This is a genomic window from Pseudomonas sp. MS646, from assembly GCF_036693845.1.
Taxonomy (GTDB): domain Bacteria; phylum Pseudomonadota; class Gammaproteobacteria; order Pseudomonadales; family Pseudomonadaceae; genus Aquipseudomonas; species Aquipseudomonas chlororaphis_E.
In genome coordinates this window covers 5,114,452-5,140,834 of the sequence record NZ_CP144763.1, presented here as the reverse complement: position 1 = coordinate 5,140,834, position 26,383 = coordinate 5,114,452, and the positions used below count along the sequence as shown (strand labels likewise).

Below are 26,383 nucleotides of genomic sequence, written 5' to 3'. Positions count from 1 at the left end.
CTGAATCTGGCGAAGTAGGACAATTGCCGGCTTCACGTCACCATCAGCGACCTTGAATGGCCTTCCTTGCACTTGGTATTAACCACAAGACTGCTTCAGTAGACGTCCGCGAGCGCGTGGCCTTTACGCCTGAGCAGCTGGTTGAGGCCCTGCAGCAGCTCTGCCGACTGACCGACAGCCGCGAAGCCGCGATCCTCTCCACCTGCAACCGCAGCGAGCTTTATATAGAACAGGATCACGTTTCGGCCGATTCGGTACTGCGCTGGCTGGCCGGTTTTCACGACCTGAGCCTCGAAGAGCTGCGTGCCAGTGCCTATGTGCACGAAGACGATGCGGCCGTTCGTCACATGATGCGCGTGGCCTCGGGCCTCGATTCGCTGGTACTGGGCGAGCCGCAGATCCTCGGCCAGATGAAGTCGGCCTACGCCGTGGCCCGCGAGGCCGGAACCGTTGGCCCGCTGCTGGGGCGGCTGTTCCAGGCCACGTTCAACGCCGCCAAGCAGGTGCGCACCGACACCGCCATCGGCGAGAACCCGGTGTCCGTGGCGTTTGCCGCCGTCAGCCTGGCGAAACAGATTTTCAGCGACCTGCAACGCAGCCAGGCGCTGCTGATCGGCGCCGGCGAGACCATCACCCTGGTCGCCCGCCATCTTCACGACCTGGGGGTCAAGCGCATCGTCGTCGCCAACCGGACCCTGGAGCGCGCCAGTATCCTGGCCGAACAGTTCGGCGCCCACGCGGTGCTGCTGTCGGACATTCCCGCCGAGCTTGTGCACAGCGACATTGTCATCAGTTCCACCGCCAGCCAATTGCCGATCCTGGGCAAGGGCGCGGTGGAAAGCGCCCTGAAGCTGCGCAAGCACAAACCGATCTTCATGGTCGACATCGCCGTTCCACGGGACATCGAACCGGAAGTCGGCGAGCTGGACGACGTTTACCTCTACAGCGTCGACGACCTGCACGAGGTGGTGGCCGAGAACCTCAAGAGTCGGCAGGGCGCGGCCCAGGCGGCGGAAGAGATGATCACCGTCGGCGCCGAGGACTTCATGGTGCGCCTGCGCGAGCTGGCGGCGGTGGATGTGCTCAAGGCGTACCGTCAGCAGAGCGAACGCCTGCGCGACGAAGAACTGCAAAAGGCCCAGCGCCTGCTGGCCAACGGCGGCAGTGCCGAAGAGGTGTTGGTGCAACTGGCGCGCGGCCTGACCAACAAACTGCTCCACGCCCCCAGTGTCCAGCTCAAGAAGCTGACCGCCGAGGGCCGTCTCGATGCGCTGGCCATGGCCCAGGAACTGTTTGCCCTCGGTGAGGGTTCACCGGATAGCTTTTCGGATAAAAAAACGCAATGAAAGCGTCACTGCTCAACAAGCTGGACATTCTCCAGGACCGCTTCGAAGAACTGACCGCCTTGTTGGGCGACGGCGAAGTCATTTCCGACCAGAACAAATTCCGCGCCTATTCCAAGGAGTACGCGGAGGTCGAGCCGATTGTCGTGGCTTACAAGCAGTTGCTCAAAGTGCAGGGCGACCTTGAAAGCGCCCAGGCGCTGCTCAAGGACAGCGACCCGGACCTGCGGGAAATGGCGGTGGAGGAAGTCCGCGAGGCCAAGGAACAGTTGGTCGAGCTGGAAAGCCGCCTGCAACGCATGCTGTTGCCCAAGGACCCGAACGACGGGCGTAACGTGTTCCTGGAGATTCGCGCCGGCACCGGTGGCGACGAGGCGGCGATCTTTTCCGGCGACCTGTTCCGCATGTATTCGCGTTACGCCGAACGGCGCGGCTGGCGCGTGGAGATCCTCTCGGAAAACGAAGGCGAACACGGCGGCTATAAGGAAGTCATCGCCAGGGTCGAGGGCGACAACGTCTACGGCAAGCTCAAGTTCGAATCCGGCGCCCACCGCGTGCAACGCGTGCCGGCCACCGAATCCCAGGGCCGCATCCACACCTCGGCCTGTACCGTGGCGGTGTTGCCCGAGCCGGACGAGCAGGAAGCCATCGAGATCAACCCGGCGGACCTGCGGATCGACACCTACCGTTCTTCCGGGGCGGGCGGCCAGCACGTCAACAAGACCGACTCGGCGATCCGCATCACGCACTTGCCCTCGGGCATCGTGGTCGAGTGCCAGGAAGAGCGCTCCCAGCACAAGAACCGGGCGCGGGCCATGGCCTGGTTGTCGGCCAAGCTCAATGACCAGCAGACCAGCGCCGCCGCCAACGCCATCGCCAGCGAGCGAAAATTGCTGGTGGGCTCCGGGGATCGTTCCGAGCGGATCCGCACCTACAACTTCGCCCAGGGCCGGGTCACCGACCATCGCGTCAACCTGACCCTGTATTCCCTCGACGACATTCTTGCCGGCGGGGTCGATGCGGTCATCGAGCCGTTGCTGGCCGAGTACCAGGCCGACCAGTTGGCGGCGATTGGCGATTAAGCACAGGTGAACACATGACCATCATCGCCAGTTTGTTACGCGCCGCCGAGTTGCCGGATTCACCCACGCCGCGCCTGGATACCGAGTTGTTGCTGGCGGCTGCGCTGGGCAAGTCCCGCAGCTTCCTGCACACCTGGCCCGAGCGGATCGTGCCGAGCGAAGCCGCGCTGCTGTTCTCCGAATACCTGCGCCGCCGCCGTTCCGGCGAGCCGGTGGCCTACATCCTGGGGCAACAGGGCTTCTGGAAACTCGACCTGGAAGTCGCCCCCCATACATTGATCCCGCGTCCCGACACCGAACTGCTGGTGGAAACCGCGCTGACCTTGTTGCCGGCCGCACCGGCGCGGGTCCTCGACCTCGGCACCGGCAGCGGCGCCATCGCCCTGGCATTGGCCAGCGAGCGCCCGGCCTGGCAGGTGACGGCGGTAGACCGGGTGCTGGAGGCCGTGGCCCTGGCCGAGCGCAATCGCCAGCGCCTGGACCTGCGCAACGTCATGGTGCTGAGCAGCCACTGGTTCAGTGCGCTGGAAGGCGAGCGGTTCGGGCTGATCATCAGCAACCCCCCTTACATTGCCGCCACCGATCCGCACCTGGCCGAAGGCGACGTGCGTTTCGAACCGGCCAGTGCGCTGGTGGCCGGCCAGGACGGGCTGGATGACCTGCGCGACATCATTGCCCAGGCACCGGCCCATCTCGAACCCGGCGGCTGGCTGATGCTCGAGCACGGGTACGACCAGGCCGCGGCGGTGCGAGACCTGTTGCAGGCCCAAGGCTTGCGCGAGGTCCACAGCCGCAAGGACCTGGGCGGCCATGAACGCATCAGCCTGGGGTGCCTGCCGTGCTGAACGATCAGGAATTATTGCGCTACAGCCGGCAGATCCTGCTGCAACACGTCGACATCGACGGTCAGTTGCGCCTCAAGCAGAGCCGTGTATTGATCGTCGGCCTTGGCGGTCTCGGCGCACCGGTGGCGCTGTACCTGGCGGCCGCCGGCGTTGGCGAACTGCACTTGGCGGATTTCGACACGGTTGACCTGACCAACCTGCAACGCCAGGTCATCCACGACACCGACAGCGTCGGTCTGGGCAAGGTCGACTCGGCGATGCGGCGCCTGGCGGCGATTAATCCCGAGGTTCGATTGGTGCCGCACCGGGCAGCGATGGATGCCGACAGCCTGGCCGCCGCGGTCGCGACCGTGGATCTGGTGCTCGACTGCTCCGACAATTTTTCCACCCGCGAAGCGGTGAACGCCGCCTGTGTCGCGGCAGGCAAGCCCCTGGTGAGCGGCGCGGCGATTCGCCTGGAAGGGCAGTTGTCGGTCTTCGACCCACGGCGCGCCGAAAGCCCTTGCTACCACTGCCTCTACGGCCACGGCAGCGAGGCCGAGCTGACGTGCAGCGAAGCCGGGGTGCTGGGGCCCCTGGTCGGGCTGGTCGGCAGCCTGCAGGCCCTTGAAGCCTTGAAGCTGCTGGTGGGCTTTGGCGAGCCGCTGGTGGGTCGCTTGCTGCTGATCGATGCCCTGGGCTCGCGGTTTCGCGAACTGCGGGTCAAGCGCGATCCCGGTTGCAGCGTCTGCGGTGGCCGTCATGAGTGAAGCGCCGGTCGGCGTGATGGACTCCGGTGTTGGCGGGCTCTCGGTGCTGGGGGAGATCCGGCGGCTGTTGCCCAATGAATCCCTGCTCTACGTTGGCGACTGTGGGCATATTCCCTACGGCGAGAAGAGCCCGGAATACATCCGCCAGCGCTGCGCGGTCATTGCGGACTTTCTCCTGGGCCAAGGCGCGAAGGCACTGGTGGTGGCCTGCAACACTGCAACGGTGGCGGCGGTGGCCGACCTGCGTCGCGACTTCCCGCAGTGGCCCATCGTTGGCATGGAGCCGGCGGTCAAGCCGGCGGCGGCCGCCACCCGCAGCGGCATCGTCGGTGTGCTGGCTACCACGGGCACCTTGCAGAGCGCCAAGTTCGCGGCGCTGCTCGACCGCTTTGCCGCCGATGTGCGGGTCATCACCCAGCCGTGCCCGGGGCTGGTGGAAATGATCGAGGCGGGGGACTTGCACAGCCCGGCCCTGCGTCAACTGTTGCAACACTACGTCGAGCCGTTGCTCGCCGCCGGATGCGACACATTGATCCTGGGCTGCACCCACTATCCATTCCTCAAGCCGCTGCTCCAGGAAATGATTGCGCCGCACATCAGCCTGATCGACACCGGTGCCGCCGTGGCCCGTCAGCTCCAGCGCCTGCTGGCGGATCGGGCGCTGCTGGCCGAAGGGCCGCCCAGCGAAACTCAATTCTGGAGTAGCGCAGACCCGACACATTTAGGAAAAATCCTACCAATGCTATGGCAATCGTCTGGCGTTGTGCGAAGCTTCGGCCTGTAAGAAAATGTGAAAATTCTGTAAAAAGTGCTGAACTTCTGCTTCAGCGCGGATTTCTATAGCTTTGTCTGTTTGTAACAAAAAACTAACTACTAAGTCTGTTCGGAAAAGGATGTTTCTAATGAAGCGCTTATTCTGCTTTGCCGCGCTTGCGGCTGCACTACTGGGGCACACCTACACCGCACAGGCGGCTGGCGTGGAGTTTGGCATTGGCCAGACCAGCGATTCGACCATGACGTATCGTTTGGGGATGCAGTTCGATTGGGATAAAAGCTGGTTGCAGAGCGATGTCGGCCGTCTGACCGGCTACTGGAGCGGTGCCTACACCTATTGGGAAGGTGACGAGACTTCCAGCAACCACAGCCTGTCGTTCTCGCCGGTATTCGTTTATGAGTTCGCCGGTGAGAATGTGAAGCCTTACATCGAGGCGGGTGTCGGCGTTGCGTTGTTTGCCAACACTGAAGTGGAGAGCAACAAGCTCGGCACGGCATTCCAGTTTGAAGACCGTATCGGCCTCGGCCTGCGCTTCAATGGCGGGCATGAAGTGGGCATTCGCGCCACGCATTACTCCAACGCTGGCATCAAGTCGACCAACGACGGTGTGGAAAGCTTCGCGCTTCACTACACAATGCCGCTGTAACGTCATACCGCAAGACCCTCACTGTGGACGCGAGCTTGCTCGCGAAGAGGTTGAATCAGGTACCGTCAGGGTGCCTGGCGAATCCTCTTCGGGGGCAGGCGCGCTGCCACAGGTTTATTGCAGATAAGTCTGTCCTAGCGATACGCCGTCGCAATTGCCTTGCGCTCTTCAATGCACTCCGGTGCGCCCATCTCGAACTCGCGGCAGATCAGTGGGCGTTTCTCGTAGATCGTGCACATCATGCTGTCGCGGTCCAGGGCTGCGCACCAGCCGTCGTCGAGCCGCCGCATGACTTCCCCGCCCCAATCATCGGTGTCGATGAAACGCTCCGGCACCCCGGTGTCAGTGATCAGCATCACTTCCAACTGGCAGCAGCATGCCGCACACGTCGAACACGTGACGGCGGGTGTGGCGATGTCATGGAGGGGGATGGTTTTCATGCGCGCAGTGTAAGGCAACCGGGGTGCTCAGGGTTGACCCTTGATCGGCGACCGGTTTGTCGAGTCCCCGGGGGCGGCCTGGGCCTGACGGCCGTTGGCGGCAGTCGATAGCGGCCAGAGTGACGACACGGACGAGACCGAGAGTGTCACTTCGGCCGGGCGTTCTGCCAATTGACCGAGCAGGTAGGTCGCGGCATCGCCTGCCGACCAATGGGCCGGCTTGGGGAAACAGTCGTCGACGCTCAGTGACGCACTGTCGACCCCTGGAGTGACCAGCGTCACGTCGGTCCCCTCGGCGACCAATGTCTGGCGAGCCGTCTCGAACAGTTCGCGCAACGAACTGCCACCGGCGGCTTGCAAGGACGTCAGGTAGGTCACGGGGCTGGTAAGGCCCACCAGGTGCGGATAGCTGCCAGCGCCCAGCAATGGCCGGGCCGTCTCGATGCAGAAGCTGGCGGCCAGCAGGTTGCTGCGCACGATGTGCTCGATCATCGTCTGTTCCAAGGGCTGCCCGTGGACGTATTCGGCGGTGCCGGCGTTTAGGATCACCCGGTCCAGGGCGCCCCATTGCCGGGCGATCGTCTCGCCGATCTCGCGCACGGTCTGGCTGTCACTGAGGTTGCCGGGCACGGCGAGGACTTGTCCTGGATAACGGGCCGAAAGGGCTTCGCACGCTTGTGCCGAGCAGGCACTGACTGCCACGCGGGCGCCGGTTTCGAGTATCGCTTCGGCCAATGCAGCGCCAATGCCGTTGCCGGCACCGGTCAACCAATACCGAGGGAGCGAACTTCGATCCATTCCATACTCCTTTTTTCGAAAGGCCGCGTGCTGGTTGATAGGGGTCTCGCGTGAAGTCCATGTGATTAGTAAGACTATAAGCCTGGGCCCTAAATAAACACTGTTTACGCCAATTATTTATGTTCGCTAATCGCACAGCGGCTAAACGGCAGTGTCCTGCCTTTTCGGCAGGTTCTTGAACGCTGCCAGGGCCCGCGCGCGGGACTGGCCAAGATCGACGATTGGCGCGGGATAGTCCACCGCGCTGAACAGATCGCCCCCGTTCCGGCGGTTTGGGTTATGGACCTGCTGGTTGTCCAGATCGTTCAGTTGCGGCAGCCAGTGCTTGATGAACCGCCCTTCAGAGTCGAACTTCTCCGACTGGCTCAACGGGTTGAAGATGCGGAACCAGGGGGACGCATCCGTGCCGGTGGACGCGCTCCACTGCCAGCCGCCGTTGTTGGCTGCCAAGTCGCCGTCGATCAGGTGCTGCATGAAGAAGCGCTCGCCTTCACGCCAGTCGATCAGCAGGTTCTTGGTCAGGAACATGGCGACGACCATGCGCAAGCGGTTGTGCATCCAGCCGGTTTCCAGCAATTGGCGCATGGCCGCGTCAATGATCGGCAGGCCGGTGCGGGCCTGCTTCCAGGCGGCCAGTTCCTGCGGGGCGTCGCGCCAGGCCAAGGCTTCGGTTTCCAGACGAAACGCGCGATGGCGGGAGACGCGTGGGTAGCCCACCAGGATATGTTTATAGAACTCGCGCCAGAGCAGTTCATTGATCCAGGTGACCGCGCCGGCGCTGCCGCTCTCGAACTCGCCCCGGTTGGCTTGCAACGCAGCGTGCAGGCACTGGCGCGGCGAAACCACGCCGGCCACCAGGTAGGCCGACAGTTGGCTGGTGCCGGGTTTGGCGGGAAAGTCCCGCTCGCTTTGGTAATAGTCGATCTGCTGGTCGACGAACGTATCGAGGCGCCGCCGGGCTTCCTGCTCACCGGCGGGCCAGAGTGCCCTCAGCGCCTGGCCGGGACGCTCGAAGCCTTCGACGTGCGTCGGCACCGGGTCACTGGAAATGCCGGTGGGGGCCTGGCGGACCGGTGCAGGCACCAGGCCCGGCAGCGAAAAGTGCAGACGGCTGTAGCACACCTTGCGGAACTGGCTGAACACCTGAAAGTAATTGCCGGTCTTGGTCAGTACGCTGCCGGGCTTGAACAGCACCTGGTCGAGGTGGCTGTGGAAGTCGATGCCTTCCCCGGCCAGGGCCTGGGCGACCTCGGCGTCGCGCCGGGTTTCGTTCAGGCCGTATTCCTCGTTGATGTGAACGGCGCTGATCTTCAATTCCCGGCACAGCGTGAGCAGCACCTGCGGCGCCTGGTCCCAGTGCGCAGCGGTGCGGATCAGCAGGGGAATGTTCAGGTTGCCCAGGCTTGCGCTCAGCGACGCGAGGTTGCGCAGCCAGAAATCGATCTTGCACGGGGCATCGTCATGGGCGCGCCATTGCTCTGGGCTCAGCAGGTACACCGCTACAACGGGGCCCTTGGCTGCGGCGGCCGCCAGGGCGATGTTGTCGTGCAGACGCAGGTCACTGCGTAGCCAGATCAATTGCATGTTGTTTTCCATTCAAAGAAGTTCTCGGCGGCTCAGTTCGTGGTAGGCCGATAGCGGGTCTTCGGCCCAGGCCACGTCGATCGCCGACACACCGGTGGATAACCGCGCGTGGTGAATCGAAGCGGCCGGGCCGGCAATGATGATCGGGCAGGCGACACCGACCAGCAGCCGGGGCAGTTGCGACAGGTTGATGGCGTTGCTGGCGTACAGCAGCACGCCGCGAGCCCCGAGGCGCTCGACCGCCAGGGCCAGTTCGCCTGGCGGGATCGGACCGTCGAACACTTCCACCGGGCAATCGGCGCTGCTGACAAGCCAGGCGGTGAGCCACAGGTGCGGCTCCAGGACCTGGTCCGAATGGTTGACCAGCAGCAACGGCGCGCCGCGCAACTGGCGGTTGTTGTGATAGATACGGCTGCCGAATTTGCTGCGCAGCCACGAGTGCAGGAAGACCCGTTCCAACTGCGCCCCGAACTGGCCCTGCCAGCGCAACTGCAGGTCGGCCAACAACGGCAACAGCAATTGCTCGCACACGGTCCGGGGCGGGTAGAGGGCCATGGCCTGGTTGACCAGGTCGTCGATCTGCCGCTCGGCCAGTTGCGTCACCGCCTGCACCAGGGCGTGACGCTGGCGTTGCCAGTCGTTTTCCAACGGTTCGGCGGCCGGCTGCGGGGTGTCGAGCAAGGGCTTGATCTTGCTGACGGCCACGCCGCGGTTGATCCAGGTGAGGATGCTCTGGATCTGCTGGACATGCTCGGCGTTGAACAGTCGGTGGCCCTTGGGGGTGCGGTGCGGCACGATCAAGCCGTAGCGACGCTCCCAGGCACGCAACGTGACGGCGTTGACGCCGGTTTGCCGGGCGACTTCACGGATCGGCAGCCAGCCTTGCGCCAAGGCTTCGGCGAAATCCGTCCCGAGGTCTTCGCTGGCACTGGAATCGGTTGGGCGCTTCATCAGATGGCGTTTCGCAGGCTGAGGTTTTCCGGGTGCGGTTGCAGGTAGACCTGCTGCGCCAGGTACGGGTCGGGATGCAGGCGCAAGTGATGCTTGAGCAGGGTCAGCGGCACCACCAGGGGCACGATGCCGAGGCGATACTGCCCGATGAGGTGCTGCACCTCCTGTTTGTCCTCCGTGCCGATGGCCCGCTTGAGGTAACCGCTCAGGTGTTGCAGCACGTTGGTGTGAGTGCGGCGGGTGGCGCATTTTTTCAGGGCGCTCATCAGCGCGCTGAAGTAACGTCGGCCCAGTTCATCGGGGTCTTCCTTGCCCATGTTGCCCAGCCAATTGCCCAGGGCTTTGTATTGCGCCGGGTTGTGGGCCATCAGCAGGTATTTGTGGCGCGAATGGAAGTCGATCAGGTCGCGGCGGGTCAGGCCCTGGCGACGCAAGGGCTGCCAGGCGGCATAGGCGAACACCCGTGTGAGGAAGTTCTCCCGCAGCACGGGGTCGTTGAGGCGACCGTCTTCTTCCACCGGCAAGTCGGGATGGCGTTCGCAGAAGGCCTGGGCGTAGACACCGCGCCCGCCACCGTCCTGAGACGCCCCGTTGGGGGCGTAGACCTTGACCCGTTCCAAGCCGCAGGATGGGGATTTCTGCATGAAGATGTAGCCGCAGATGTCATCCAGCTCCCCGGCCATCTGCCGCCCGTAATCGGCCAGCGGTTGCGTGACGTCGAGCTCGCGATTGACCGTGCCCACCGCATTTGGCGCTGTGGGGTTGCCTACCAGGCGGATAGGCTCACGGGGGATGCCCAGGCCGATGGCGACTTCGGGGCACACCGGCACGAAATCGAAGTAATCGACCAGGGTGCGACTGCACAACGGCGATTGCTTGTGCCCGCCGTTGTAGCGCACTTCGGCGCCCATGAGGCAGGCGCTGATGGCGATTTTTGGTTTGGCGACGGCTTCGTTGGGCATGGGCACCTCGGATGACATAATCTTGTACAGGTAGTGAAATTTGTACAATATGTTTCATCATAGAGGTGAAGTTGTACAAGTCAAACGGTTTTGCCGACCTGAGGGCTGCCACGCATCCTCGTACCTGGGCGAGCGAGCTTGCTCGCGATAGCGGTGGACCTGCCAACAGCATTGTCGGCTTGAGAACCGCATTCGCGAGCAGGCGGGCATGGGCGATGTTTTTTCAAAGAGGAGCTGCTGTCCGTTTCGACAGCAGCGGGCAGGGCGGGTGAGGCGGTTTACTGCAGGCTGGCGTGCAAGCGACGGGCTGCTTCCTGGCCGCTGAGCCAGGCACCTTCGACCCGGCCGGACAGGCACCAGTCGCCGCACACGTACAGGCCCAGGTCGGCATCGGCCAGGGCGCCCCATTCATGGCTGCCGGCGGGGCGGGCGTAGAGCCAGCGGTGGGCCACGCTGAAGTGCGGGGCGGGCATGGCGCTGTGCAACAGTTCGGCGAAGGCGCCGTGCAGGTGCTCGATCACCGCCTCCTTGGACAGGTCGATGTGCTGCCGGCTCCAGTCGCTGGTGGCGTGCAGCACCCAGGTGTCGAGCGTGCTGTCGCGCCCCGGTTTGCTGCGGTTGCGGGCCAGCCAGTCGAGGGGGCTGTCTTGTACGAAGCAACCTTCCATGGGGGTGTCCAGCGGCGTTTCGAAGGCCAGGGCCACCGCCCAGGTCGGGTCCATTTTCACGCCGGCCGCCACGCCGGCCAGCTTCGGTACGGCCGCTAGCAGTGCGGTGGCCTGGGGCGCCGGGGTGGCAATCACCACCTGGCCGAAGGGGCCGTGGGTGAAGCCTTCGGCGTCCTGCAGATGCCAGTGTTCCTGGCCGCGATACACCTCGGTGATCCGGCAGGAAAACTGCACTTGCAGCGTGCCGAGCAGGGCCCGGGTGATGGCGCTCATACGGGGCGTGCCGACCCAGCGGGTCTGCTCGTCCGGCGAGGGGCTCAGTTGCCCGCCTTGGAAATTGTAGAGTTGCGGGTTCCATTCCGCGGCCCAGCCATTGGCTTGCCAGCGCTGCACTTCCGTGACGAAGCGCCGGTCGCGGGCGGTGAAGTACTGGGCGCCCATGTCCAGCGCGCCGGCGTCGCTGCGCTTGCTGGACATGCGTCCGCCGCTGCCATGGCTTTTATCGAAGAGTTGAACGATGTGCCCGGCCTCCGTCAGGGCCTGGGCGGCTGAGAGTCCGGCGATGCCGGTGCCGATGATTGCGATAGGTACAGTCATGAGGGCCTCGTTTACCTTTTCTGTACAGACTACGCCGTCGTTTAAACCTGTACAATTCGGGTTTTTGGTATAAGTTTTACCGTTCGCGTTCGGATAGGTTGTCCTATTGTTAAACACAGACCCTGTCCGATACGAAAAATCCCTGCTTATAAAAATAGACTAGTGGGCTGGGTAAAACGCGATGCGAGGAACATCTCATGCACATATTGCTGACCGGCGGTACTGGTTTGATCGGGCGTCAGCTCTGCCGCCTGTGGTTGGGACAGGGGCATCGCTTGACGGTCTGGAGTCGTCGCCCCGAAGAGGTGGCGAAAATCTGCGGGGCGCAGGTCAAGGGCATCGCCCGACTTGATGACATCGTCGAGCCCGTGGACGCGGTGGTGAACCTGGCCGGTGCGCCGATTGGCGACCGTCCCTGGACCCACAAGCGCAAGATGTTGCTGTGGAGCAGTCGCATCACCCTGACCGAAGTATTGCTGGCGTGGCTGGAACGTTGCGAGCAGAAACCGCGGGTGCTGGTGTCCGGTTCCGCCGTGGGCTGGTATGGCGATGGTGGTGAACGCGAGTTGACCGAGGCTTGCGGGCCGGTGAGCGAGGATTTCGCCAGCCAGTTGTGCATCGCCTGGGAAGAAACCGCGCAACGTGCCGAGGCCCTGGGCCTGCGCGTGGTGCTGGTGCGGACCGGTCTGGTGCTGTCCGCCGAGGGCGGCCTTTTGTCGCGGCTGTCGCTGCCGTTCAAACTGGCGCTGGGCGGGCGAATCGGCAATGGTAGGCAGTGGATGCCATGGATTCATATCGACGATCAAATCGCCCTGATTGATTTTCTTCTGCACCAGGATGACGCCAGCGGTCCTTATAATGCCTGCGCGCCGAACCCGGTGCGCAATCGCGATTTCGCCAAGGCCCTGGGTCGCGCGTTGCACCGGCCAGCCGTGGTGCCGATGCCGGAGCTTGCGTTGAAAGTCATGCTGGGGGAGTTGTCATTGCTGTTGCTGGGCGGGCAGCGCGCCACGCCGGCCCGATTGCAGGCGGCAGGTTTCACATTCCGCTTCACCGATTTACCCGCGGCCCTGGATGACTTGTCCAGCCGCCTTTGAAATAGGACGTTGCATGACCGATCACGCGTTGCTGCTGGTTAATCTGGGTTCGCCTGCTTCCACCTCGGTGGCCGATGTGCGCCGTTACCTCAATCAATTCCTGATGGACCCATATGTCATCGACCTGCCGTGGCCGGTGCGCCGCTTGCTGGTGTCGCTGATCCTGGTCAAGCGCCCCGAGCAGTCGGCGCACGCCTACGCTTCGATCTGGTGGGACGAAGGCTCGCCGCTGGTGGTGCTCAGCCGCCGCCTGCAACAGGCCATGACCGCCCAGTGGACCCAGGGCCCGGTGGAACTGGCGATGCGGTACGGCGAGCCGTCCATCGAGTCGACGCTGGTGCGCCTGGCGAGCCAGGGGCACCAGAAGATCACGTTGGCGCCGTTGTATCCGCAGTTCGCCGACAGCACTGTCACCACGGTGGTCGAGGAAGCCAGGCGAGTGGTGCGGGAAAACAAGCTCAACGTGCAGTTCTCGGTCTTGCAGCCGTTCTACGACCAGCCGGAATACCTCGACACCCTGGTCGCCAGCGCCAAGCCCTACCTGATGCAGGACCACGATCACCTGCTGCTGAGTTTCCACGGCCTGCCGGAACGGCACCTGACCAAGCTCGACCCGACGGGGTTTCATTGCTTCAAGGACGCCGACTGCTGCAAGAACGCTCCACCGGAGGTCATTGCGACCTGCTACCGCGCCCAGTGCATCCGCACGGCCGAGCTGTTTGCCCAGCAGATGGGGCTCAAGCAAGGGCGGTGGTCCGTGTCGTTCCAGTCCCGCCTTGGCCGCGCCAAGTGGATCGAACCCTACACCGAAGCGCGCCTGGAAGAACTGGCCAAAAGTGGCGTGAAGAAAGTGCTGGTGATGTGCCCGGCGTTCGTGGCCGATTGCATCGAGACTTTGGAAGAGATTGGCGACCGTGGTCGCGAGCAATTCCGCGAGGCGGGCGGGGAGGAGTTGGTGCTGGTGCCCTGCCTCAATGACGATCCGCAGTGGGCGAAGGCATTGAGCACTCTGTGTGAACGGGCGCCGATGGCGCTATAAAATTCAAGGGCGCTTTCGCGAGCAAGCCCGCTCCCACAGTGGACCTCGGGTGTCACACATTCTGTGACCATCCAGCATCCACTGTGGGAGCGGGCTTGCTCGCGAAGAGGCCCGACCCGACAGCACATCTATCAGATCAGCGGCTCATCCGGTTTCTTGTGCTTCCAGCCGTCATTGCCCGGCAGCAGCAGGTTCAGCGCAATCGCCACCACCGCGCACAGCGCGATGCCCTTGAGGCCGAAGTCGTCCGGGCCGGTGCCGGTGCCCACCAGCACGCCGCCGATGCCGAACACCAGGGTCACCGACACGATCACCAGGTTACGCGCTTCGCCCAAGTCGATCTTGTGGCGGATCAGCGTGTTCATGCCCACCGCCGCAATCGAACCGAACAACAGGCAGAGGATCCCGCCCATCACCGGCACCGGGATGCTTTGCAGCAGTGCGCCGAACTTGCCGATGAACGCCAGGCTGATGGCGAAGATGGCCGCCCAGGTCATGATCTTCGGGTTGTAGTTCTTGGTCAGCATCACCGCGCCGGTGACTTCGGCGTAGGTGGTGTTGGGCGGGCCGCCGAAGAGGCCGGCTGCGGTGGTGGCGATGCCGTCACCGAACAGGGTGCGATGCAGGCCTGGCTTTTTCAGGTAGTCGCGACCGGTCACGCTGCCCACGGCGATCACGCCGCCGATGTGCTCGATGGCCGGCGCCAGGGCCACCGGGACGATGAACAGGATCGCCTGCCAGTTGAACGCCGGTGCGGTGAAGTTCGGCAGGGCGAACCAAGGCGCGGCGGCGATTTTCGCGGTGTCCACGACACCGAAGAAAAAGGCCATGGCAAAGCCCACCAGCACGCCGGAAATGATCGGCACCAGGCGGAAGATGCCTTTGCCGAACACCGCGACGACCAGGGTGGTGAGCAGGGCGGGCATCGAAATCATCATCGCCGTCTGGTAGTGAATCAGTTCGGTGCCGTCGCCGGCCTTGCCCATCGCCATGTTCGCGGCAATCGGCGCCATCGCCAGGCCAATGGAAATGATCACCGGACCGATGACCACCGGCGGTAGCAGGCGGTCGATGAAGCCGGTGCCCTTGATCTTCACCGCCAGGCCCAGGAAGGTGTAGACGAAGCCGGCCGCCATCACACCGCCCATGGTCGCCGCCAGGCCGAACTGGCCCTTGGCAAGGATGATCGGGGTGATGAAGGCAAAGCTCGACGCCAGGAACACCGGCACCTGGCGCCCGGTGACGACCTGGAACAGGATCGTGCCCAGGCCCGCGGTGAACAGCGCCACGTTCGGATCCAGCCCGGTGATCAATGGCATCAGCACCAGCGCGCCGAAGGCGACGAACAGCATCTGCGCGCCGGACAGTACCTGGCGCCAGAGCGGATCGTTGAACTCATCCTGCATGCTCAGGCGTCCTTCTGCTTGGTGCCGAAGATCTTGTCGCCGGCATCGCCCAGGCCCGGGATGATGTAGCCATGTTCATTGAGCTTGTGGTCGATGGACGCGGTGTAGATGGTCACGTCGGGGTGCGCATCCTGCACGGCCTGGATGCCTTCGGGCGCGGCCACCAGCACCATCGCGCGAATGTCCCGGCAACCGGCTTTTTTCAGCAGGTCGATGGTGGCGACCATGGAACTGCCGGTGGCGAGCATCGGGTCGATGATCATGGCCAGGCGTTCGTCGATTTCCGGTACCAGTTTTTCCAGGTAGGTGTGGGCCTGCAACGTTTCTTCATTGCGCGCCACGCCCACGGCGCTGACCTTGGCGCCCGGGATCAGGCTCAGCACGCCCTCGAGCATGCCGATACCGGCGCGCAGGATCGGCACCACGGTGATTTTCTTGCCGGCGATTTTCTCGACCTGGACCTTGCCGGCCCAACCGTCGATTTCATAGGACTCCAGGGGCAGGTCCTTGGTGGCTTCGTAGGTGAGCAGGGCACCGACTTCCTGGGCAAGCTCCCGGAAGTTCTTCGTGCTAATGTCGGCGCGGCGCATCAGGCCGAGTTTGTGTCTGATCAGCGGATGGCGGATCTCGAGAATGGGCATGGGGAAGGCTCCGGCGGCGGGCAAAAAAACCGGCCTAGATTAATCTATCCGAGGGTGTTGTCCTATAGACAATACAGAACGTTAGTCCACAAACGCTTGATCTGGCCGGGCGGGATGCGTACCTTTGCCCGCTTTTCTGAACCTCCCGCCCCCTCAACCCCCTTGGAGAGCGCCATGTCCGCTGATCTCGAGCATATCCGTCAAATCATGCGAGAGGCTGACTGCCTGTACACCGAAGCCGAAGTCGAAGCGGCGATCGCCCGTGTCGGCGCGCAGATCAACGAGCAACTGGCCGAGTCCAACCCGGTGGTGTTCTGCGTCATGAACGGCGGGCTGATTTTCTCCGGCAAGCTGCTGACCTACCTGAACTTCCCGCTGGAAGCGTCCTACCTGCACGCCACCCGTTATCGCAACGAGACCAGCGGCGGCGACCTGTTCTGGAAGGCCAAGCCGGAAGTCTCGTTCATCGACCGCGACGTGCTGATCATCGACGACATTCTCGACGAAGGTCACACCCTCGGCGCCATCATCGACTTCTGCAAGCATGCCGGCGCCCGTGCGGTGCACACCGCCGTGCTGATCGACAAGGACCACGACCGCAAGGCCCGTCCGGACCTGAAGGCCGATTTCGTCGGCCTGCCGTGCATCGACCGCTACATCTTTGGCTACGGCATGGACTACAAAGGCTACTGGCGCAACGCGAACGGTATTTTTGCGGTCAAGGGGATGTAATCGATGAACCGGCCGAGCTTCCTGGATCAAGCGTTGTTTGATGAAGTGGCCGGGAAAGCCGCCGCCAGCGCGCGTGGGCGGCAGCACCACAACTTTCATCAGATGGACGAACCTTGCCATCGCATGGCGGTAGGCTTGCAGCCTTCGACGTACATCCCTCCGCACCGCCACCTGAGTGCCGACAAGGCGGAAACCCTGCTGGTGCTTAAAGGGCGGCTGGGGGTGTTGATCTTCGATGAAGACGGTGCGGTGGTGGACAAGCGCATCCTGCAGGCCGGCGGCGATTGCCTGGGCGTCGACCTGCCGGTTGGCGTGTATCACGGCCTGGTGGTGCTGGAAGCCGACAGCCTGATGTTCGAATGCAAGGCCGGTCCCTACCGCCCGGTGGGCGACGGCGAACTGGCCCACTGGGCACCCCGCGAGGGCGAGCCTGGCGTGGCTGAGTACCAGGCATGGATGCGGGCGCAGTTCGACTGAGCACCGCATCGGGCACCGGCTGCGGAGGTTCTGTGGCGAGGGAGCTTGCTCCCGCTGGGCTGCGAAGCGGCCCCCTGGAACTGAAGCCTGGGTGTGTCAGGCACACCGCATTGATCGTTTTGGGCCTGCTGCGCAGTCCAGCGGGAGCAAGCTCCCTCGCCACGGTGTGGTTGCCCATTATCCAACAAGGCAAAAGAGGGGGCTGCGGCGAGTGCTTTTGTGGCGAGGGGATTTATCCCCGCTGGGCTGCGAAGCGGCCCCCCTGGAGCAGGCGCCTGGTTGTGTCAGGCACACCGCATTGATCTTTTTGGGCCTGCTACGCAGTCCAACGGGGATAAATCCCCTCGCCACAGGAGTTTTGTGTGAGCTTGTTTTCGTGGCGAGGGAGCTTGCTCCCGCAGGGCTGCGAAGCGGCCCCCCCTGGAGCAGGAGCCTGGGTGTGTCAGGCACACCGCATTGATCTTTTTTGGGCCTGCTACGCAGTCCAACGGGGATAAATCCCCTCGCCACAGGAGTTTTGTGTGAGCTTGTTTTCGTGGCGAGGGAGCTTGCTCCCGCTGGGCTGCGAAGCGGCCCCCCTGGAACTGACGCCTGGGTGTGTCAGGCACACCGCATTGATCTTTTTGGGCCTGCTGCGCAGTCCAGCGGGAGCAAGCTCCCTCGCCACGGTGTGGTTGCCCATTATCCAACAAGGCAAAAGAGGGGGCTGTGGCGAGTGCTTTTGTGGCGAGGGGATTTATCCCCGCTGGGCTGCGAAGCGGCCCCCTGGAACTGAAGCCTGGGGGTGTCAGGCAGACCGCATTGATCTTTTTTGGGCCTGCTACGCAGTCCAACGGGGATAAATCCCCTCGCCACAGGAGTTTTGTGTGAGCTTGCTTTCGTGGCGAGGGAGCTTGCTCCCGCTGGGCTGCGAAGCGGCCCCCCTCGCCACAGGTCAGGCGCAGTGGGCTTGCAGCCAGCGCTCACTCTTGATCCGCGCTTGCTCCAGCGTTTTCACATAAGCCAGTTGGCGCTGCTCGCGATGGATGCCGGCGCGGCGCAGTTTCAGGCGTACCCGCGGCGCGGTCGCCACCAGGATCAGGCCGATGCCTTGCTTGCGGTAATCCTTCAGGATGTTTTCAAACGCGGCCAGCGCGGTCATGTCCAGCATCGGCACGGCACTCATCTCCACGATCACCACCCGAACCCCCGGGTCGAAACGGCGTAGCACATCCAGGGCTTTTTCGGCGGCGCCGAAGAACAGCGGCCCGCGGATGCCATAGCAGCGCACATGCTCGGGCATGTCTTGCAACGCCTGGTGGAAGTGGCGGGGCAGTTCGGCGCTGTCGGTCAGTTCACTCATGCGCTTGATGAACAACCCGGCGGCCAGCAACAGACCGACCGCGACGGCCAGCACCATGTCGAACAGCACCGTCAGGCCCAGGCAGGTCAGCAGCACCAGCACGTCGCTGCGCGGGGCGATGCGCAGGGTGTGCAGCACATGCCCGGCTTCGCTCATGTTCCAGGCAACCATGACCAGCAATGCCGCCAGCGCGGCCATGGGCAAGTAGCTGAACAGCGGTGCCAGCAGCACCATCGCCAGCAGCACCACCAGGCTGTGGATGATCGCGGCCAACGGTGACGACGCGCCGCTGCGCACATTGGTGGCGCTGCGGGCAATCGCGGCGGTGGCGGTGATGCCGCCGAACAGCGGCGCCACCAGATTGCCCAGGCCTTGGCCTATCAGCTCGGCATTGGGGTCGTGCTTGCTGCCGGTCATGCCGTCCGCCACCACGGCGCACAGCAGTGACTCGATGGCGCCGAGCATGGCGATGGCGAAGGCGGGGCCCAGCAACTGGCGGATCAGGTCATAGGAAAGGTTCAGGGGGTGGCCCTGGCCGTCCGGCAGATGCCAGGGCCAGTCGAAGCTTGGCAGAAACGGTGGGATGCCCGGGTAGGTGACGCCCTCCACCACGTAACCGAAGCGTTCGCCCAGTGTCGCGACCGGCAAGCCCCAGCGCTCCATCGCCAGCCCCAGCAGTGCGCCCACCAGCAAAGCGACCAGATGCCCGGGGACTTTCGGCACCCAGCGCGGCCAGATGATCAATAGCGCCAGACAGGTGACGCCGATCAGGCTATCGCCCAGGCGGGCGCCGGGCAGGGCGATGAGCAGTTCGCCGAGCTGTTCCATGTAGTGCCGGGCCTGGCCGACGTTGCTCAGGCCCAGCAGGTCCTTGAGTTGCAACGTGGCGATGACCACGCCGATCCCGGCGGTAAAGCCCAGGATGACCGGGTAGGGAATGTACTGGATCAGCCGTCCGGCCCGCATCAGGCCCAGGGCGATCAGGATCAGGCCGGCCAGCATCGTGCACAACAGCAGGCCGCCCAGGCCGTATTGCTGGGTGATGGGCAACAGGATCACCACGAACGCCGCCGTCGGTCCGCTCACGTTGAAGCGCGAGCCACCGGTGAGGGCGATCAGCGGCGCCGCCACCAGCACGGTGTACAGGCCATGCTGCGGAGGCACGCCAACGGCGATCGCCAGGGCCATGGCCAGGGGAATGGCGATGATCCCGACGGTCAGCCCGGCCACCAGGTCGCCGCGCAGGCGCGCAAGGGTATAACCGGCCTGCCAGCTCTGGCGCCAGGCGGCAAACAATGGTGGGGCGGAGAAAGACATGAATACTCCTCGCAAGGGGGCTGGCACTGGCCCTCGCCACAAAGGCATGCACCGCTAGACCGGGGCTGATGGCTCTTTGAGTATGCCGTGCTCGTTGCGCGGATGTATTGATCTGGATCGTTATTTTTACCGTCCAGGCTCATGCTAGAGTGCCCGGCCAAGACCCCGGAGCTTGCCATGCCTGTCTCGATTCGCCGTTGCGCCGCTGTACTGCTGATATCCAGCCTGCCTTTGACGGCGATGGCCGCACCGATGCACAGCCAGTTCCTGCCCCCCGACGACCTCGTGGCGCGCCAGGAACAGCCCGAACAGCAGCAATTGCTGCAAGTCACCGACTATTCGGTGGTGCTGGGCAATCAGCGTCAATCCAATCAACAGCCGATCCCGGTCACTTCACCCTTGCTGGTGCGCCTCAAGGGCAAGCCACTGAACAAGGGCGCGAGCCTCAACCAGGTGATCCTCAACTTCGACGGCGAAAGCAAAAGCCTGAAGAAGCCGGTTTTCGACGAGGCCAGCAAGACCCTCACCCTGACTTATCCACAGGCCCAATACCGGGTGGTCATCGATCTGCTGCGCAACAACACCGTGTATGTGCAGTTCCTCACCTACGCCAATGGCCACATCTGGGCCGATCTGCACACCGGGGCCGAACGCTCGCGTTGAGCCTCGGGGCCTGCCGGGGGTAAACTGCCCGCCCCGTGAATCGTGCGAGTTGGAGCCGGCAATGCGTAAAGACAAGAAACAGGTGATTGGTGACGAGATTGGCGACGAACAGATCAAGCTGTTCCTCAATTTCGAACCGGTCGATGCCACTTCGCCGTCGCTGCACAAACTGATCAAGGGCTACCGTGGCCTGCGGGTCGATGATTTCGAGCGGTTCCTGACCTTCTTCGTCGAAGCCGGCTACGACCTCCATGGCAAGGATGAGCACGGCAACGACTTCGTGGCATTGGTCCAGGACCAGCGCAACGCCGAGGAATACATCGAATTGATCGAGAAGGCGCGTGGCTGATTGATCATGGGCCTGCTTCGCAGGCCAGCGGGAGCAAGCGCCCTCGCCACAAAACGTCACCCATAAAAAACGCCCCGCTCTCATGGAGAACGGGGCGTTTTTTATGGGGCGAGCCTCAAGCGTAGCTTTGGGTCTCGCTGCTTTGCTCGACCAGTTCCAGCGCGACATTGTTCTGCGCGTTGATCTTGCGATACAGCGCCGCGTCGGTTTCCAGCACTTTTTCCCGGGCCGGGAAGATTTCCGCGAGCTTGGTGGCCCACTCGCCCTTGGCCTTGTCCGGGAAGCAGCGCTCGATCAGTTCCAGCATGATCGAAACGGTCACCGAAGCACCTGGCGATGCGCCGAGCAGGGCGGCGAGAGTGCCGTCCTTGGCCGCCACCAGCTCGGTGCCGAACTGCAGGATGCCGCCTTTCTTCGGGTCTTTCTTGATGATCTGCACCCGCTGGCCGGCCACTTCCAGGCGCCAGTCCTCGGCTTTCGCCTCGGGGTAGAAGCGCCGCAGCGATTCCAGGCGTTGTTCCATGGATTGCATCACTTCGCTGATCAGGTACTTGGTCAGGTCCATGTTGTCGCGGGCCACGGCCAGCATCGGACCGATGTTGCCGGCCCGTACCGACAGCGGCAGGTCCATGATCGAACCGTGCTTGAGGAACTTGGTGGTGAAGCCGGCGTAGGGCCCGAACAGCAGGGATTTCTTGCCATCGACCACGCGGGTGTCCAGGTGCGGCACCGACATGGGTGGCGAGCCGACCGCGGCCTGGCTGTAGACCTTGGCCTGGTGGTGCTTGACCACGTCCGGGTTGTCGCAGCGCAGCCACTGGCCGCTGACCGGGAAGCCGCCGAAGCCCTTGCTTTCCTCGATGCCCGAGGCTTGCAGCAGCGGCAAGGCCGCGCCGCCGGCGCCCAGGAAGACGAACTTGGCGTCGACTTCGCGGGTGCTGCCGGAATTGACGTCCTTGATGCTCACGGTCCAGCCACTGCCCTTGCGCTTGAGGCCGGTGACGCGCTTGCAATACTTGACCTGGGTGTCCGGTGCGCTGGTCAGGTGCTTGAGCAACTGGTTGGTCAGGGCGCCGAAGTTGACGTCGGTGCCGTTCATGACGCGGGTGGCGGCGATGACCTCATCGGCTGGCCGGCCCGGCATCATCAGCGGCATCCACTCGGCCATCACGGCCTTGTCCTCGGTGTATTCCATGTCGGCGAAGGCATGGTGCTTGCTCAGCAGCTCGAAGCGCTTCTTGAGAAACGACACGCCTTTTTCACCCTGGACGAAGCTCAGGTGCGGCACCGGGGCGATGAACGACTTGGAAGAACCGAACGTGCCCTTTTGGGTCAGGTACGTCCAGAACTGCTTCGACACCTCGAACTGGGTGTTGATGTGCACGGCTTTCTTGATGTCGACACTGCCATCGGCTGCCTGGGGCGTGTAGTTGAGCTCACACAGCCCGGCGTGGCCGGTACCGGCGTTGTTCCAGGGGTTGGAACTCTCCGCGGCACCGGAATCCATCAGCTCGACGACTTCCAGCGAGATCGCGGGGTCGAGCTCCTTGAGCAGTACGGCCAGGGTGGCACTCATGATGCCGGCCCCTACCAGAACTACATCGACTGCTTCGTTATGCGCCATTTAACGCGTCTCCAAAATCTGCAGCACCAAATTGTCGGCATAGCGGCCAGGATTGGCGGGGCAGGTGGTGGTGCCCCAGGTACCCATGGCCAGGATCGCCATGTCCGAATCTTCGCAATTTTTCGCAACTACTGCGGATGCATGCAGCCTGGCCTTACAGAGTCACATGAACTCATTTAAGCGCCGGGCAGGCAATTCGACTTATGGCCGAGACATCCGTTAGCGCAACCAAATCCGTAGCGGACAGGCTTCAGGCAGCGGTTCTTGAGCGATATCCGGTCCTGTATCGTTGGGCTGTTTCAGACGCTAATGGTGCTTGTTCAGACGCAAAACTCTTCATTTGCTCGCCACACTCTTGTGAAGTTGTGAAAACCCGTTTTTTCACGCTCTTTTGAAGACGTGAACCTCAAAAAAGGGCTGTCCCAGCCTGGCACCGCGCCCGGTTTGGTTGCCCCCATGTATTACATGACAGGCAAAACGGGCAGACAGCTCAGTGACCGAGCGTAATGACAGCTCTGCAGATGCGCGAAAAGTGGTCAATAGCTTGAGAAACAGCAAGCGCGCCAGCTTCACTCGATCTGTGTGGGCGGCTCTCTGTGGGCGGTGCGGGGTGCCAATACCTGCGCATCAGCGGCGTTGCGGGGCCCGATCAGGAGACGTCCTTATAATCGGGGGGAGATTGTATCGAAGAAACGCAGGGAAATGGTCGTGATTAATGACTTTTATTAGCCGTCCGGTCAGATGGTCAACAGTTGTCGGTTGCGTGCGCGAGCGCGCACCGGTTGCACGCGGGCGCTGGCGGGCAGTGGCTGGTGCAGCCAGTTGAGGCGGATCTCTTCGATTTCCACCCAGCCTTCGCCCATGGGTTGCAGGCTGCATTGCTTGAACGCCTGGCAAAGACCGTTGCGGTCGAGCAGGGCGAAGCTGCGGTGGTGAGGGCGCGGTGTGAACAGGGAAATGAGCAAGCGCATGATCGGATACCGGGTCAGGGAGCTTGAGGCAAGCCTGACAGCGGGCCATGACATGGCGGTGTAAGGACCGTGACAATGGGGTGACAGGAACCGCGGTTACCGGCCCGTGTCAGACATTTGAGTATTCATCGTGCGGTGCTAGTTCCAAGGCCGAGCGCACCGCTATACTGCCGGCCTGTTCGTGCCCGATTCTGGAGAGAAGCGCATGTTGCAACGCCTGTTGTTCGGTTTGATCGCCGTGGCCAGTCTGACCCTCGTCGGCTGCGCCCACAGCCCGCAACAACTCAACCCCGAGCCCAAGCTCAACGCCCAACTGGCGCCCGTAGGACGTGGCCAGCCGGTGGTGGTACGGGTAGTGGACGGTCGTCCGTCGCCGACCCTCGGCACCCGTGGCGGGCTGTACCCGGAAACCAGCGTAATTACGGTGCAGGGCGCGCAGATCCTGCCCAAGCTGCAGGCCCAGGCTGAAGCCGCTGTCCGCCTGCTAGGCTTCACCCCGACCGCGAACGCTTTGAACGCGCCGCAACTGACCGTGACCCTGGCCGAACTCAAGTACCAGTCGCCCAAGGAAGGCATGTACGTGACCGAAGCCACCATCGGCGCGACCTTCCGCTCCGACGTGCAGAATGCCAACCGCCGCTACAGTGGTCGCTACGGTGCGTCGCTGGACCAGCGCTTCGGCATGGCGCCCAACCAGGACACCAACACCAAGCTGGTCAGCGATGTGTTGAGCGATGCCCTGACGCGTCTGTTCAAGGACCCGACCATTGGCCAGGTGCTGGCTGAGTAAAAGTCAACCATCCCCAATGTGGGAGCGAGCTTGCTCGCGATAGCGGCCTGTCAGTCAACAGATGTGTTGGTGTGCGGACGCTATCGCGAGCAAGCTCGCTCCCACAGGTGTTTTTGCAGGAGCGATTTCATGCGGCCTGTGAATAGAACTCCAGCACACTGATCCCGGTCAGCAGGTCGGTCTCGGGCAGGTCGGCGTGCTGGTGGCCGCCGAGGGCGCAATACACCAGCCAGTGTCGGTCCTGCACATTGAAGGACAGGCTGTCGACGAGGTTCTGCTGTTCGTCGCTGGGGCTGATGAGGTAGAGGCGGTCCTGGTTTTCGGCGTGAAGCATGATGGGGTCCGGGCTGGTTTGAAGGGCGACAGGGTGGCTTATCCAGATGACGAAACCGTGACGGGGCAAATTAATCGGTCGCCCGGACCTTGCCCCCACAGGTCGGAAAAAACCGCCCAGGGCGGCAGGCTTTCGGTAGAATCCGCGCCCTGTTCGTAGGTCCCGGACGTGTCCTGTCCGTATTTCCGCTTGAGGTTCGTGATGTCGCTGCATCTGTTTTCGCTGTTCGCTGCCCACCCCGCCAAACTGATCAACCTGCTCGCGTTGCTGTTCGCCTGCCCGGGCGGTTGGGTGCTGCATGCGACGCGCCGCCGTGAGCAGCGGGCCCGAGCCTGCCTGCAAGCACGCAGCGGAAATGGTGAGGAACGCTTCGAGGCGCTGCTGGACCTGGCGACCCAGCGCATGAACCGGTTCTTCTACCGGTTCGGTTTCGGTTGCCTGGCGCTGGCGTTGCTGGTGTCGTGGATCAGCACGCAGATTCACTGATCAGGTTATTGATGTAGGCGTTGTCTGTGGCGAGGGGATTTATCCCCGTTCGAGTGCGGAGCACTCGCCAGGCTTGGATAAGCAAACAATCCTGGGGGCTGCTGCGCAGCCCAGCGGGGATAAATCCCCTCGCCACAGGTATGGCGCTTCTCCTGAGGTCGAGACACGCTCCGCCTTACAACGCCAACCCCGCCTTGACCCGATACTGATTGCGCACCGGCGTCGCGTATTGCAGTACCAGGAACGGTCGGTAGTCCGCCGGGCAAGCGTCCAGTCGGCGTTGCCACTCTTGCTCGGCCTTGGCCAGTTCCTCGGCACCAAACACCTCGGCCGCCGTCGGCACCTGCAATTGCGGGTCGGCGTCAGCCCATTGGGCGTAGGCCAGGTAGTGCACCGGGAACAACCGATAGCCGCCGAGAATCTGCCGGTCCATTTCCACGGCCAATTGCTTGGTGTCCTCGAAATATTCGGTGATGGGCGCGGCGAAGTTCACATGCACCCGGCCCTTGTAGCCGGTGATGCCCTTGGCAATGCTCACGTCGTCCTCGCCGGGCGCCTTGGTGTAGGTGCCGGTGGTGGCGCGGATGTACAGCTCGCGGGCCTTGGCCTGGTCGCACGGGTCGTATTCGTAGCTGATGGACACCGGCGTGAGGTTCAGCGACTGGATTACTTCGCCGAACGGCTCGTCCTTGCGGCTCATGTGGAACATCTTGAGGATCGCCGACTCGGTGCGGTCGTCGCCGTCCTTGGCCCGGCCTTCGGCCTGGGCGATCCAGATCGAGGCGCAGTCGTTGCGGATCGAGTGGTTGATGTAGGCCGACAGCAACTGGTAGGCCGCCAGTTTTTCCCGGCGTCCGGTGAGGGAGCGGTGCACGATGAAGCTCTTGTTCAGGCGCATCAGGTCGCTGACGAACGGTTTTTGCAGCAGGTTGTCGCCAATGGCGATGCGCGGTGTCGGCAGGCCGGCGTGGTACACGGCGTAGTTGACGAAGGCCGGGTCCATCACGATGTCGCGGTGGTTGGCGATGAACAGGTAGGCGCTGCCGGACTTGAATTGCTCCACGCCGGTATAGGTCACGCCGTCGGTGGCGCGCTCGATGGTGTGGTCGACGTAGAACTCTACCTTGTCCTGCAAAGTGGCGACGGAACTCACACCGGCGAACTCACGGCGCAATCTTTGCGCTATAAGGGGTTTGAGCATCCAGCCTAATGCGCCGGCCAGGCGCGGGAAGCGGAAGTGGGTGAGGATATCTAGAAACGCCTTGTCGCCGAGCAGCCGTGCCAGCACCGCTGGGACTTCACTGTCGTCGTAAGGTCGGATGGCATCGAATTCGCCCATCATGCTCTCTTGTTGGAAACGGCTAGGGTAAGTAAAGGTTCGCTTAAAAAACGACGGGGCACGGCCTGGCAGACAAGCCAGGCGAAAATAGCCCTGCAAACAGACCGGCGATTATACGCACAAGTCACCTGGGAGACCCGCGATGCTGGAAACTGCTCTTTATGATTGCCCCTCTTGTGGTGAAGAGATCGAGACGTCCGTGGACCTGTCGGGTGGGGACCAGAACTACATCGAGGACTGTCAGGTCTGTTGTCGGCCGGTCACCTTTGTCCTGCAGGTGCATGGCGAGGAATGGCATCTTGAGGTCCACGCCGAAAACGACTGAGGGGCGCGCCC

28 protein-coding genes are annotated in these 26,383 nt (G+C 63.1%); 15 read left to right on the top strand and 13 right to left on the bottom strand.

All coding sequences use genetic code 11. The annotated features are described in order from the left end of the window. Window positions 1-56 precede the first annotated feature (56 nt). From hemA to V3H56_RS22625, 6 genes are all read left to right on the top strand, one after another. Window positions 57-1,346 (top strand): glutamyl-tRNA reductase, encoded by a 1,290-nt coding sequence (gene hemA, locus V3H56_RS22650; protein WP_042730410.1) that lies wholly within the window; start codon window positions 57-59, stop codon window positions 1,344-1,346. Next, on the top strand, window positions 1,343-2,425 hold the full coding sequence (gene prfA, locus V3H56_RS22645; protein WP_042730411.1) for a peptide chain release factor 1: 1,083 nt from the start codon (window positions 1,343-1,345) through the stop codon (window positions 2,423-2,425). The genes hemA and prfA overlap by 4 nt, the downstream gene beginning before the upstream one ends. A gap of 14 nt (window positions 2,426-2,439) precedes the next feature. Then, the gene (prmC, locus tag V3H56_RS22640) at window positions 2,440-3,270 is read left to right on the top strand and encodes a peptide chain release factor N(5)-glutamine methyltransferase (RefSeq protein ID WP_042730412.1); all 831 of its coding nucleotides are present in this window, start codon (window positions 2,440-2,442) and stop codon (window positions 3,268-3,270) included. Continuing rightward, the gene (locus V3H56_RS22635) at window positions 3,264-4,019 is read left to right on the top strand and encodes a molybdopterin-synthase adenylyltransferase MoeB (RefSeq protein ID WP_042730419.1); all 756 of its coding nucleotides are present in this window, start codon (window positions 3,264-3,266) and stop codon (window positions 4,017-4,019) included. The genes prmC and V3H56_RS22635 overlap by 7 nt, the downstream gene beginning before the upstream one ends. Next, complete coding sequence (gene murI, locus V3H56_RS22630; RefSeq protein WP_042730413.1) at window positions 4,012-4,803, top strand: glutamate racemase; 792 nt, start codon at window positions 4,012-4,014, stop codon at window positions 4,801-4,803. The genes V3H56_RS22635 and murI overlap by 8 nt, the downstream gene beginning before the upstream one ends. A 118-nt stretch (window positions 4,804-4,921) precedes the next feature. Continuing rightward, on the top strand, window positions 4,922-5,440 hold the full coding sequence (locus V3H56_RS22625; protein ID WP_042730414.1) for an acyloxyacyl hydrolase: 519 nt from the start codon (window positions 4,922-4,924) through the stop codon (window positions 5,438-5,440). Between the two features lie 134 nt (window positions 5,441-5,574). On the opposite strand, the gene V3H56_RS22620 is transcribed toward V3H56_RS22625, so the two are convergent. The 6 genes from V3H56_RS22620 to V3H56_RS22595 form a co-directional block, all read right to left on the bottom strand. Further along, the gene (locus tag V3H56_RS22620) at window positions 5,575-5,880 is read right to left on the bottom strand and encodes a YkgJ family cysteine cluster protein (RefSeq protein ID WP_042730415.1); all 306 of its coding nucleotides are present in this window, start codon (window positions 5,878-5,880) and stop codon (window positions 5,575-5,577) included. A 27-nt stretch (window positions 5,881-5,907) separates the two neighbouring features. Beyond that, entirely contained in the window at window positions 5,908-6,678 is a 771-nt protein-coding gene (locus V3H56_RS22615; protein ID WP_042730416.1) for an SDR family oxidoreductase, read from the bottom strand. A 141-nt stretch (window positions 6,679-6,819) separates the two neighbouring features. After that, window positions 6,820-8,262 (bottom strand): deoxyribodipyrimidine photo-lyase, encoded by a 1,443-nt coding sequence (phrB, locus tag V3H56_RS22610; RefSeq protein ID WP_042730420.1) that lies wholly within the window; start codon window positions 8,260-8,262, stop codon window positions 6,820-6,822. A 12-nt stretch (window positions 8,263-8,274) separates the two neighbouring features. After that, window positions 8,275-9,213: a MerR family transcriptional regulator gene (locus V3H56_RS22605; protein ID WP_042730417.1), complete on the bottom strand. Its 939-nt coding sequence runs from the start codon at window positions 9,211-9,213 to the stop codon at window positions 8,275-8,277. Next, window positions 9,213-10,175, bottom strand: a complete 963-nt coding sequence (locus tag V3H56_RS22600) for a 2-thiouracil desulfurase family protein (protein ID WP_338473884.1) — start codon at window positions 10,173-10,175, stop codon at window positions 9,213-9,215. Before V3H56_RS22600 ends, V3H56_RS22605 begins: the two co-directional genes overlap by 1 nt. A gap of 278 nt (window positions 10,176-10,453) precedes the next feature. Further along, window positions 10,454-11,440 (bottom strand): NAD(P)/FAD-dependent oxidoreductase, encoded by a 987-nt coding sequence (locus V3H56_RS22595; protein ID WP_047735967.1) that lies wholly within the window; start codon window positions 11,438-11,440, stop codon window positions 10,454-10,456. 197 nt (window positions 11,441-11,637) lie between these two features. Between V3H56_RS22595 and V3H56_RS22590 the strand changes: the two genes are divergently transcribed. Further along, a complete protein-coding gene (locus V3H56_RS22590; RefSeq protein ID WP_042732253.1) occupies window positions 11,638-12,537 on the top strand; it encodes a TIGR01777 family oxidoreductase in 900 nt (299 codons plus the stop codon). A gap of 13 nt (window positions 12,538-12,550) precedes the next feature. After that, window positions 12,551-13,576 carry a ferrochelatase gene (hemH, locus tag V3H56_RS22585; protein WP_338473883.1) on the top strand — a complete coding sequence of 342 codons (1,026 nt, stop codon included), beginning with the start codon at window positions 12,551-12,553 and terminating at the stop codon, window positions 13,574-13,576. A 131-nt stretch (window positions 13,577-13,707) separates the two neighbouring features. Here the strand turns inward: hemH and V3H56_RS22580 are convergent, their stop codons facing one another. After that, window positions 13,708-14,982 carry a uracil-xanthine permease family protein gene (locus V3H56_RS22580; RefSeq protein ID WP_047735965.1) on the bottom strand — a complete coding sequence of 425 codons (1,275 nt, stop codon included), beginning with the start codon at window positions 14,980-14,982 and terminating at the stop codon, window positions 13,708-13,710. Window positions 14,983-14,984: 2 nt separating this feature from the next. Beyond that, window positions 14,985-15,623, bottom strand: coding sequence for a uracil phosphoribosyltransferase (gene upp, locus V3H56_RS22575; RefSeq protein ID WP_042732256.1), 639 nt, complete (start codon window positions 15,621-15,623; stop codon window positions 14,985-14,987). 174 nt (window positions 15,624-15,797) lie between these two features. Here upp and V3H56_RS22570 point away from each other — a divergent pair, with 174 nt between their 5' ends. Continuing rightward, window positions 15,798-16,355, top strand: a complete 558-nt coding sequence (locus V3H56_RS22570) for a hypoxanthine-guanine phosphoribosyltransferase (protein ID WP_042732257.1) — start codon at window positions 15,798-15,800, stop codon at window positions 16,353-16,355. 3 nt (window positions 16,356-16,358) lie between these two features. Further along, window positions 16,359-16,832 carry a WbuC family cupin fold metalloprotein gene (locus V3H56_RS22565; RefSeq protein WP_042732258.1) on the top strand — a complete coding sequence of 158 codons (474 nt, stop codon included), beginning with the start codon at window positions 16,359-16,361 and terminating at the stop codon, window positions 16,830-16,832. 934 nt (window positions 16,833-17,766) lie between these two features. Here the strand turns inward: V3H56_RS22565 and dauA are convergent. After that, window positions 17,767-19,491 (bottom strand): C4-dicarboxylic acid transporter DauA, encoded by a 1,725-nt coding sequence (gene dauA, locus V3H56_RS22560; protein WP_042732372.1) that lies wholly within the window; start codon window positions 19,489-19,491, stop codon window positions 17,767-17,769. 177 nt (window positions 19,492-19,668) lie between these two features. Here dauA and V3H56_RS22555 point away from each other — a divergent pair, with 177 nt between their 5' ends. Beyond that, window positions 19,669-20,154, top strand: coding sequence for a hypothetical protein (locus V3H56_RS22555; RefSeq protein WP_042732371.1), 486 nt, complete (start codon window positions 19,669-19,671; stop codon window positions 20,152-20,154). Window positions 20,155-20,215: 61 nt separating this feature from the next. Beyond that, entirely contained in the window at window positions 20,216-20,503 is a 288-nt protein-coding gene (locus V3H56_RS22550) for a PA4642 family protein (RefSeq protein WP_042732370.1), read from the top strand. Window positions 20,504-20,618: 115 nt separating this feature from the next. Here the strand turns inward: V3H56_RS22550 and mqo are convergent, their stop codons facing one another. Beyond that, complete coding sequence (mqo, locus tag V3H56_RS22545; protein ID WP_042732369.1) at window positions 20,619-22,127, bottom strand: malate dehydrogenase (quinone); 1,509 nt, start codon at window positions 22,125-22,127, stop codon at window positions 20,619-20,621. Between the two features lie 737 nt (window positions 22,128-22,864). Further along, on the bottom strand, window positions 22,865-23,098 hold the full coding sequence (locus V3H56_RS22540) for a hypothetical protein (RefSeq protein WP_042732368.1): 234 nt from the start codon (window positions 23,096-23,098) through the stop codon (window positions 22,865-22,867). 205 nt (window positions 23,099-23,303) lie between these two features. On the opposite strand from V3H56_RS22540, the gene V3H56_RS22535 reads away from it, so the two are divergent. Beyond that, entirely contained in the window at window positions 23,304-23,888 is a 585-nt protein-coding gene (locus tag V3H56_RS22535) for a YajG family lipoprotein (RefSeq protein ID WP_047735960.1), read from the top strand. 127 nt (window positions 23,889-24,015) lie between these two features. Here the strand turns inward: V3H56_RS22535 and V3H56_RS22530 are convergent, their stop codons facing one another. After that, window positions 24,016-24,222 carry a hypothetical protein gene (locus V3H56_RS22530; protein WP_003185312.1) on the bottom strand — a complete coding sequence of 69 codons (207 nt, stop codon included), beginning with the start codon at window positions 24,220-24,222 and terminating at the stop codon, window positions 24,016-24,018. A gap of 201 nt (window positions 24,223-24,423) precedes the next feature. On the opposite strand from V3H56_RS22530, the gene V3H56_RS22525 reads away from it, so the two are divergent. Then, window positions 24,424-24,708, top strand: coding sequence for a hypothetical protein (locus V3H56_RS22525; protein WP_042732190.1), 285 nt, complete (start codon window positions 24,424-24,426; stop codon window positions 24,706-24,708). 175 nt (window positions 24,709-24,883) lie between these two features. On the opposite strand, the gene V3H56_RS22520 is transcribed toward V3H56_RS22525, so the two are convergent. Further along, window positions 24,884-26,050 (bottom strand): 1-acyl-sn-glycerol-3-phosphate acyltransferase, encoded by a 1,167-nt coding sequence (locus V3H56_RS22520; protein WP_042732191.1) that lies wholly within the window; start codon window positions 26,048-26,050, stop codon window positions 24,884-24,886. 139 nt (window positions 26,051-26,189) lie between these two features. On the opposite strand from V3H56_RS22520, the gene V3H56_RS22515 reads away from it, so the two are divergent. Next, a complete protein-coding gene (locus V3H56_RS22515; RefSeq protein WP_042732192.1) occupies window positions 26,190-26,372 on the top strand; it encodes a CPXCG motif-containing cysteine-rich protein in 183 nt (60 codons plus the stop codon). Window positions 26,373-26,383: the final 11 nt, after the last annotated feature.

Bases quoted from the DNA above. Each gene is read 5' to 3' on its own strand.
- V3H56_RS22525 (WP_042732190.1), top strand. From the start codon at position 24,424: ATGTCGCTGCATCTGTTTTCGCTGTTCGCTGCCCACCCCGCCAAACTG.
- phrB (WP_042730420.1), bottom strand. From the start codon at position 8,262: ATGCAATTGATCTGGCTACGCAGTGACCTGCGTCTGCACGACAACATC.
- V3H56_RS22535 (WP_047735960.1), top strand. From the start codon at position 23,304: ATGTTGCAACGCCTGTTGTTCGGTTTGATCGCCGTGGCCAGTCTGACC.
- hemH (WP_338473883.1), top strand. From the start codon at position 12,551: ATGACCGATCACGCGTTGCTGCTGGTTAATCTGGGTTCGCCTGCTTCC.
- dauA (WP_042732372.1), bottom strand. From the start codon at position 19,491: ATGTCTTTCTCCGCCCCACCATTGTTTGCCGCCTGGCGCCAGAGCTGG.
- V3H56_RS22530 (WP_003185312.1), bottom strand. From the start codon at position 24,222: ATGCTTCACGCCGAAAACCAGGACCGCCTCTACCTCATCAGCCCCAGC.
- V3H56_RS22520 (WP_042732191.1), bottom strand. From the start codon at position 26,050: ATGATGGGCGAATTCGATGCCATCCGACCTTACGACGACAGTGAAGTC.
- V3H56_RS22620 (WP_042730415.1), bottom strand. From the start codon at position 5,880: ATGAAAACCATCCCCCTCCATGACATCGCCACACCCGCCGTCACGTGT.
- V3H56_RS22540 (WP_042732368.1), bottom strand. From the start codon at position 23,098: ATGCGCTTGCTCATTTCCCTGTTCACACCGCGCCCTCACCACCGCAGC.
- upp (WP_042732256.1), bottom strand. From the start codon at position 15,623: ATGCCCATTCTCGAGATCCGCCATCCGCTGATCAGACACAAACTCGGC.
- prfA (WP_042730411.1), top strand. From the start codon at position 1,343: ATGAAAGCGTCACTGCTCAACAAGCTGGACATTCTCCAGGACCGCTTC.
- prmC (WP_042730412.1), top strand. From the start codon at position 2,440: ATGACCATCATCGCCAGTTTGTTACGCGCCGCCGAGTTGCCGGATTCA.
- mqo (WP_042732369.1), bottom strand. From the start codon at position 22,127: ATGGCGCATAACGAAGCAGTCGATGTAGTTCTGGTAGGGGCCGGCATC.
- V3H56_RS22565 (WP_042732258.1), top strand. From the start codon at position 16,359: ATGAACCGGCCGAGCTTCCTGGATCAAGCGTTGTTTGATGAAGTGGCC.
- V3H56_RS22515 (WP_042732192.1), top strand. From the start codon at position 26,190: ATGCTGGAAACTGCTCTTTATGATTGCCCCTCTTGTGGTGAAGAGATC.
- hemA (WP_042730410.1), top strand. From the start codon at position 57: ATGGCCTTCCTTGCACTTGGTATTAACCACAAGACTGCTTCAGTAGAC.
- V3H56_RS22600 (WP_338473884.1), bottom strand. From the start codon at position 10,175: ATGCCCAACGAAGCCGTCGCCAAACCAAAAATCGCCATCAGCGCCTGC.
- V3H56_RS22550 (WP_042732370.1), top strand. From the start codon at position 20,216: ATGCGTAAAGACAAGAAACAGGTGATTGGTGACGAGATTGGCGACGAA.
- murI (WP_042730413.1), top strand. From the start codon at position 4,012: ATGAGTGAAGCGCCGGTCGGCGTGATGGACTCCGGTGTTGGCGGGCTC.
- V3H56_RS22570 (WP_042732257.1), top strand. From the start codon at position 15,798: ATGTCCGCTGATCTCGAGCATATCCGTCAAATCATGCGAGAGGCTGAC.
- V3H56_RS22625 (WP_042730414.1), top strand. From the start codon at position 4,922: ATGAAGCGCTTATTCTGCTTTGCCGCGCTTGCGGCTGCACTACTGGGG.
- V3H56_RS22590 (WP_042732253.1), top strand. From the start codon at position 11,638: ATGCACATATTGCTGACCGGCGGTACTGGTTTGATCGGGCGTCAGCTC.
- V3H56_RS22555 (WP_042732371.1), top strand. From the start codon at position 19,669: ATGCCTGTCTCGATTCGCCGTTGCGCCGCTGTACTGCTGATATCCAGC.
- V3H56_RS22595 (WP_047735967.1), bottom strand. From the start codon at position 11,440: ATGACTGTACCTATCGCAATCATCGGCACCGGCATCGCCGGACTCTCA.
- V3H56_RS22615 (WP_042730416.1), bottom strand. From the start codon at position 6,678: ATGGATCGAAGTTCGCTCCCTCGGTATTGGTTGACCGGTGCCGGCAAC.
- V3H56_RS22605 (WP_042730417.1), bottom strand. From the start codon at position 9,213: ATGAAGCGCCCAACCGATTCCAGTGCCAGCGAAGACCTCGGGACGGAT.
- V3H56_RS22580 (WP_047735965.1), bottom strand. From the start codon at position 14,982: ATGCAGGATGAGTTCAACGATCCGCTCTGGCGCCAGGTACTGTCCGGC.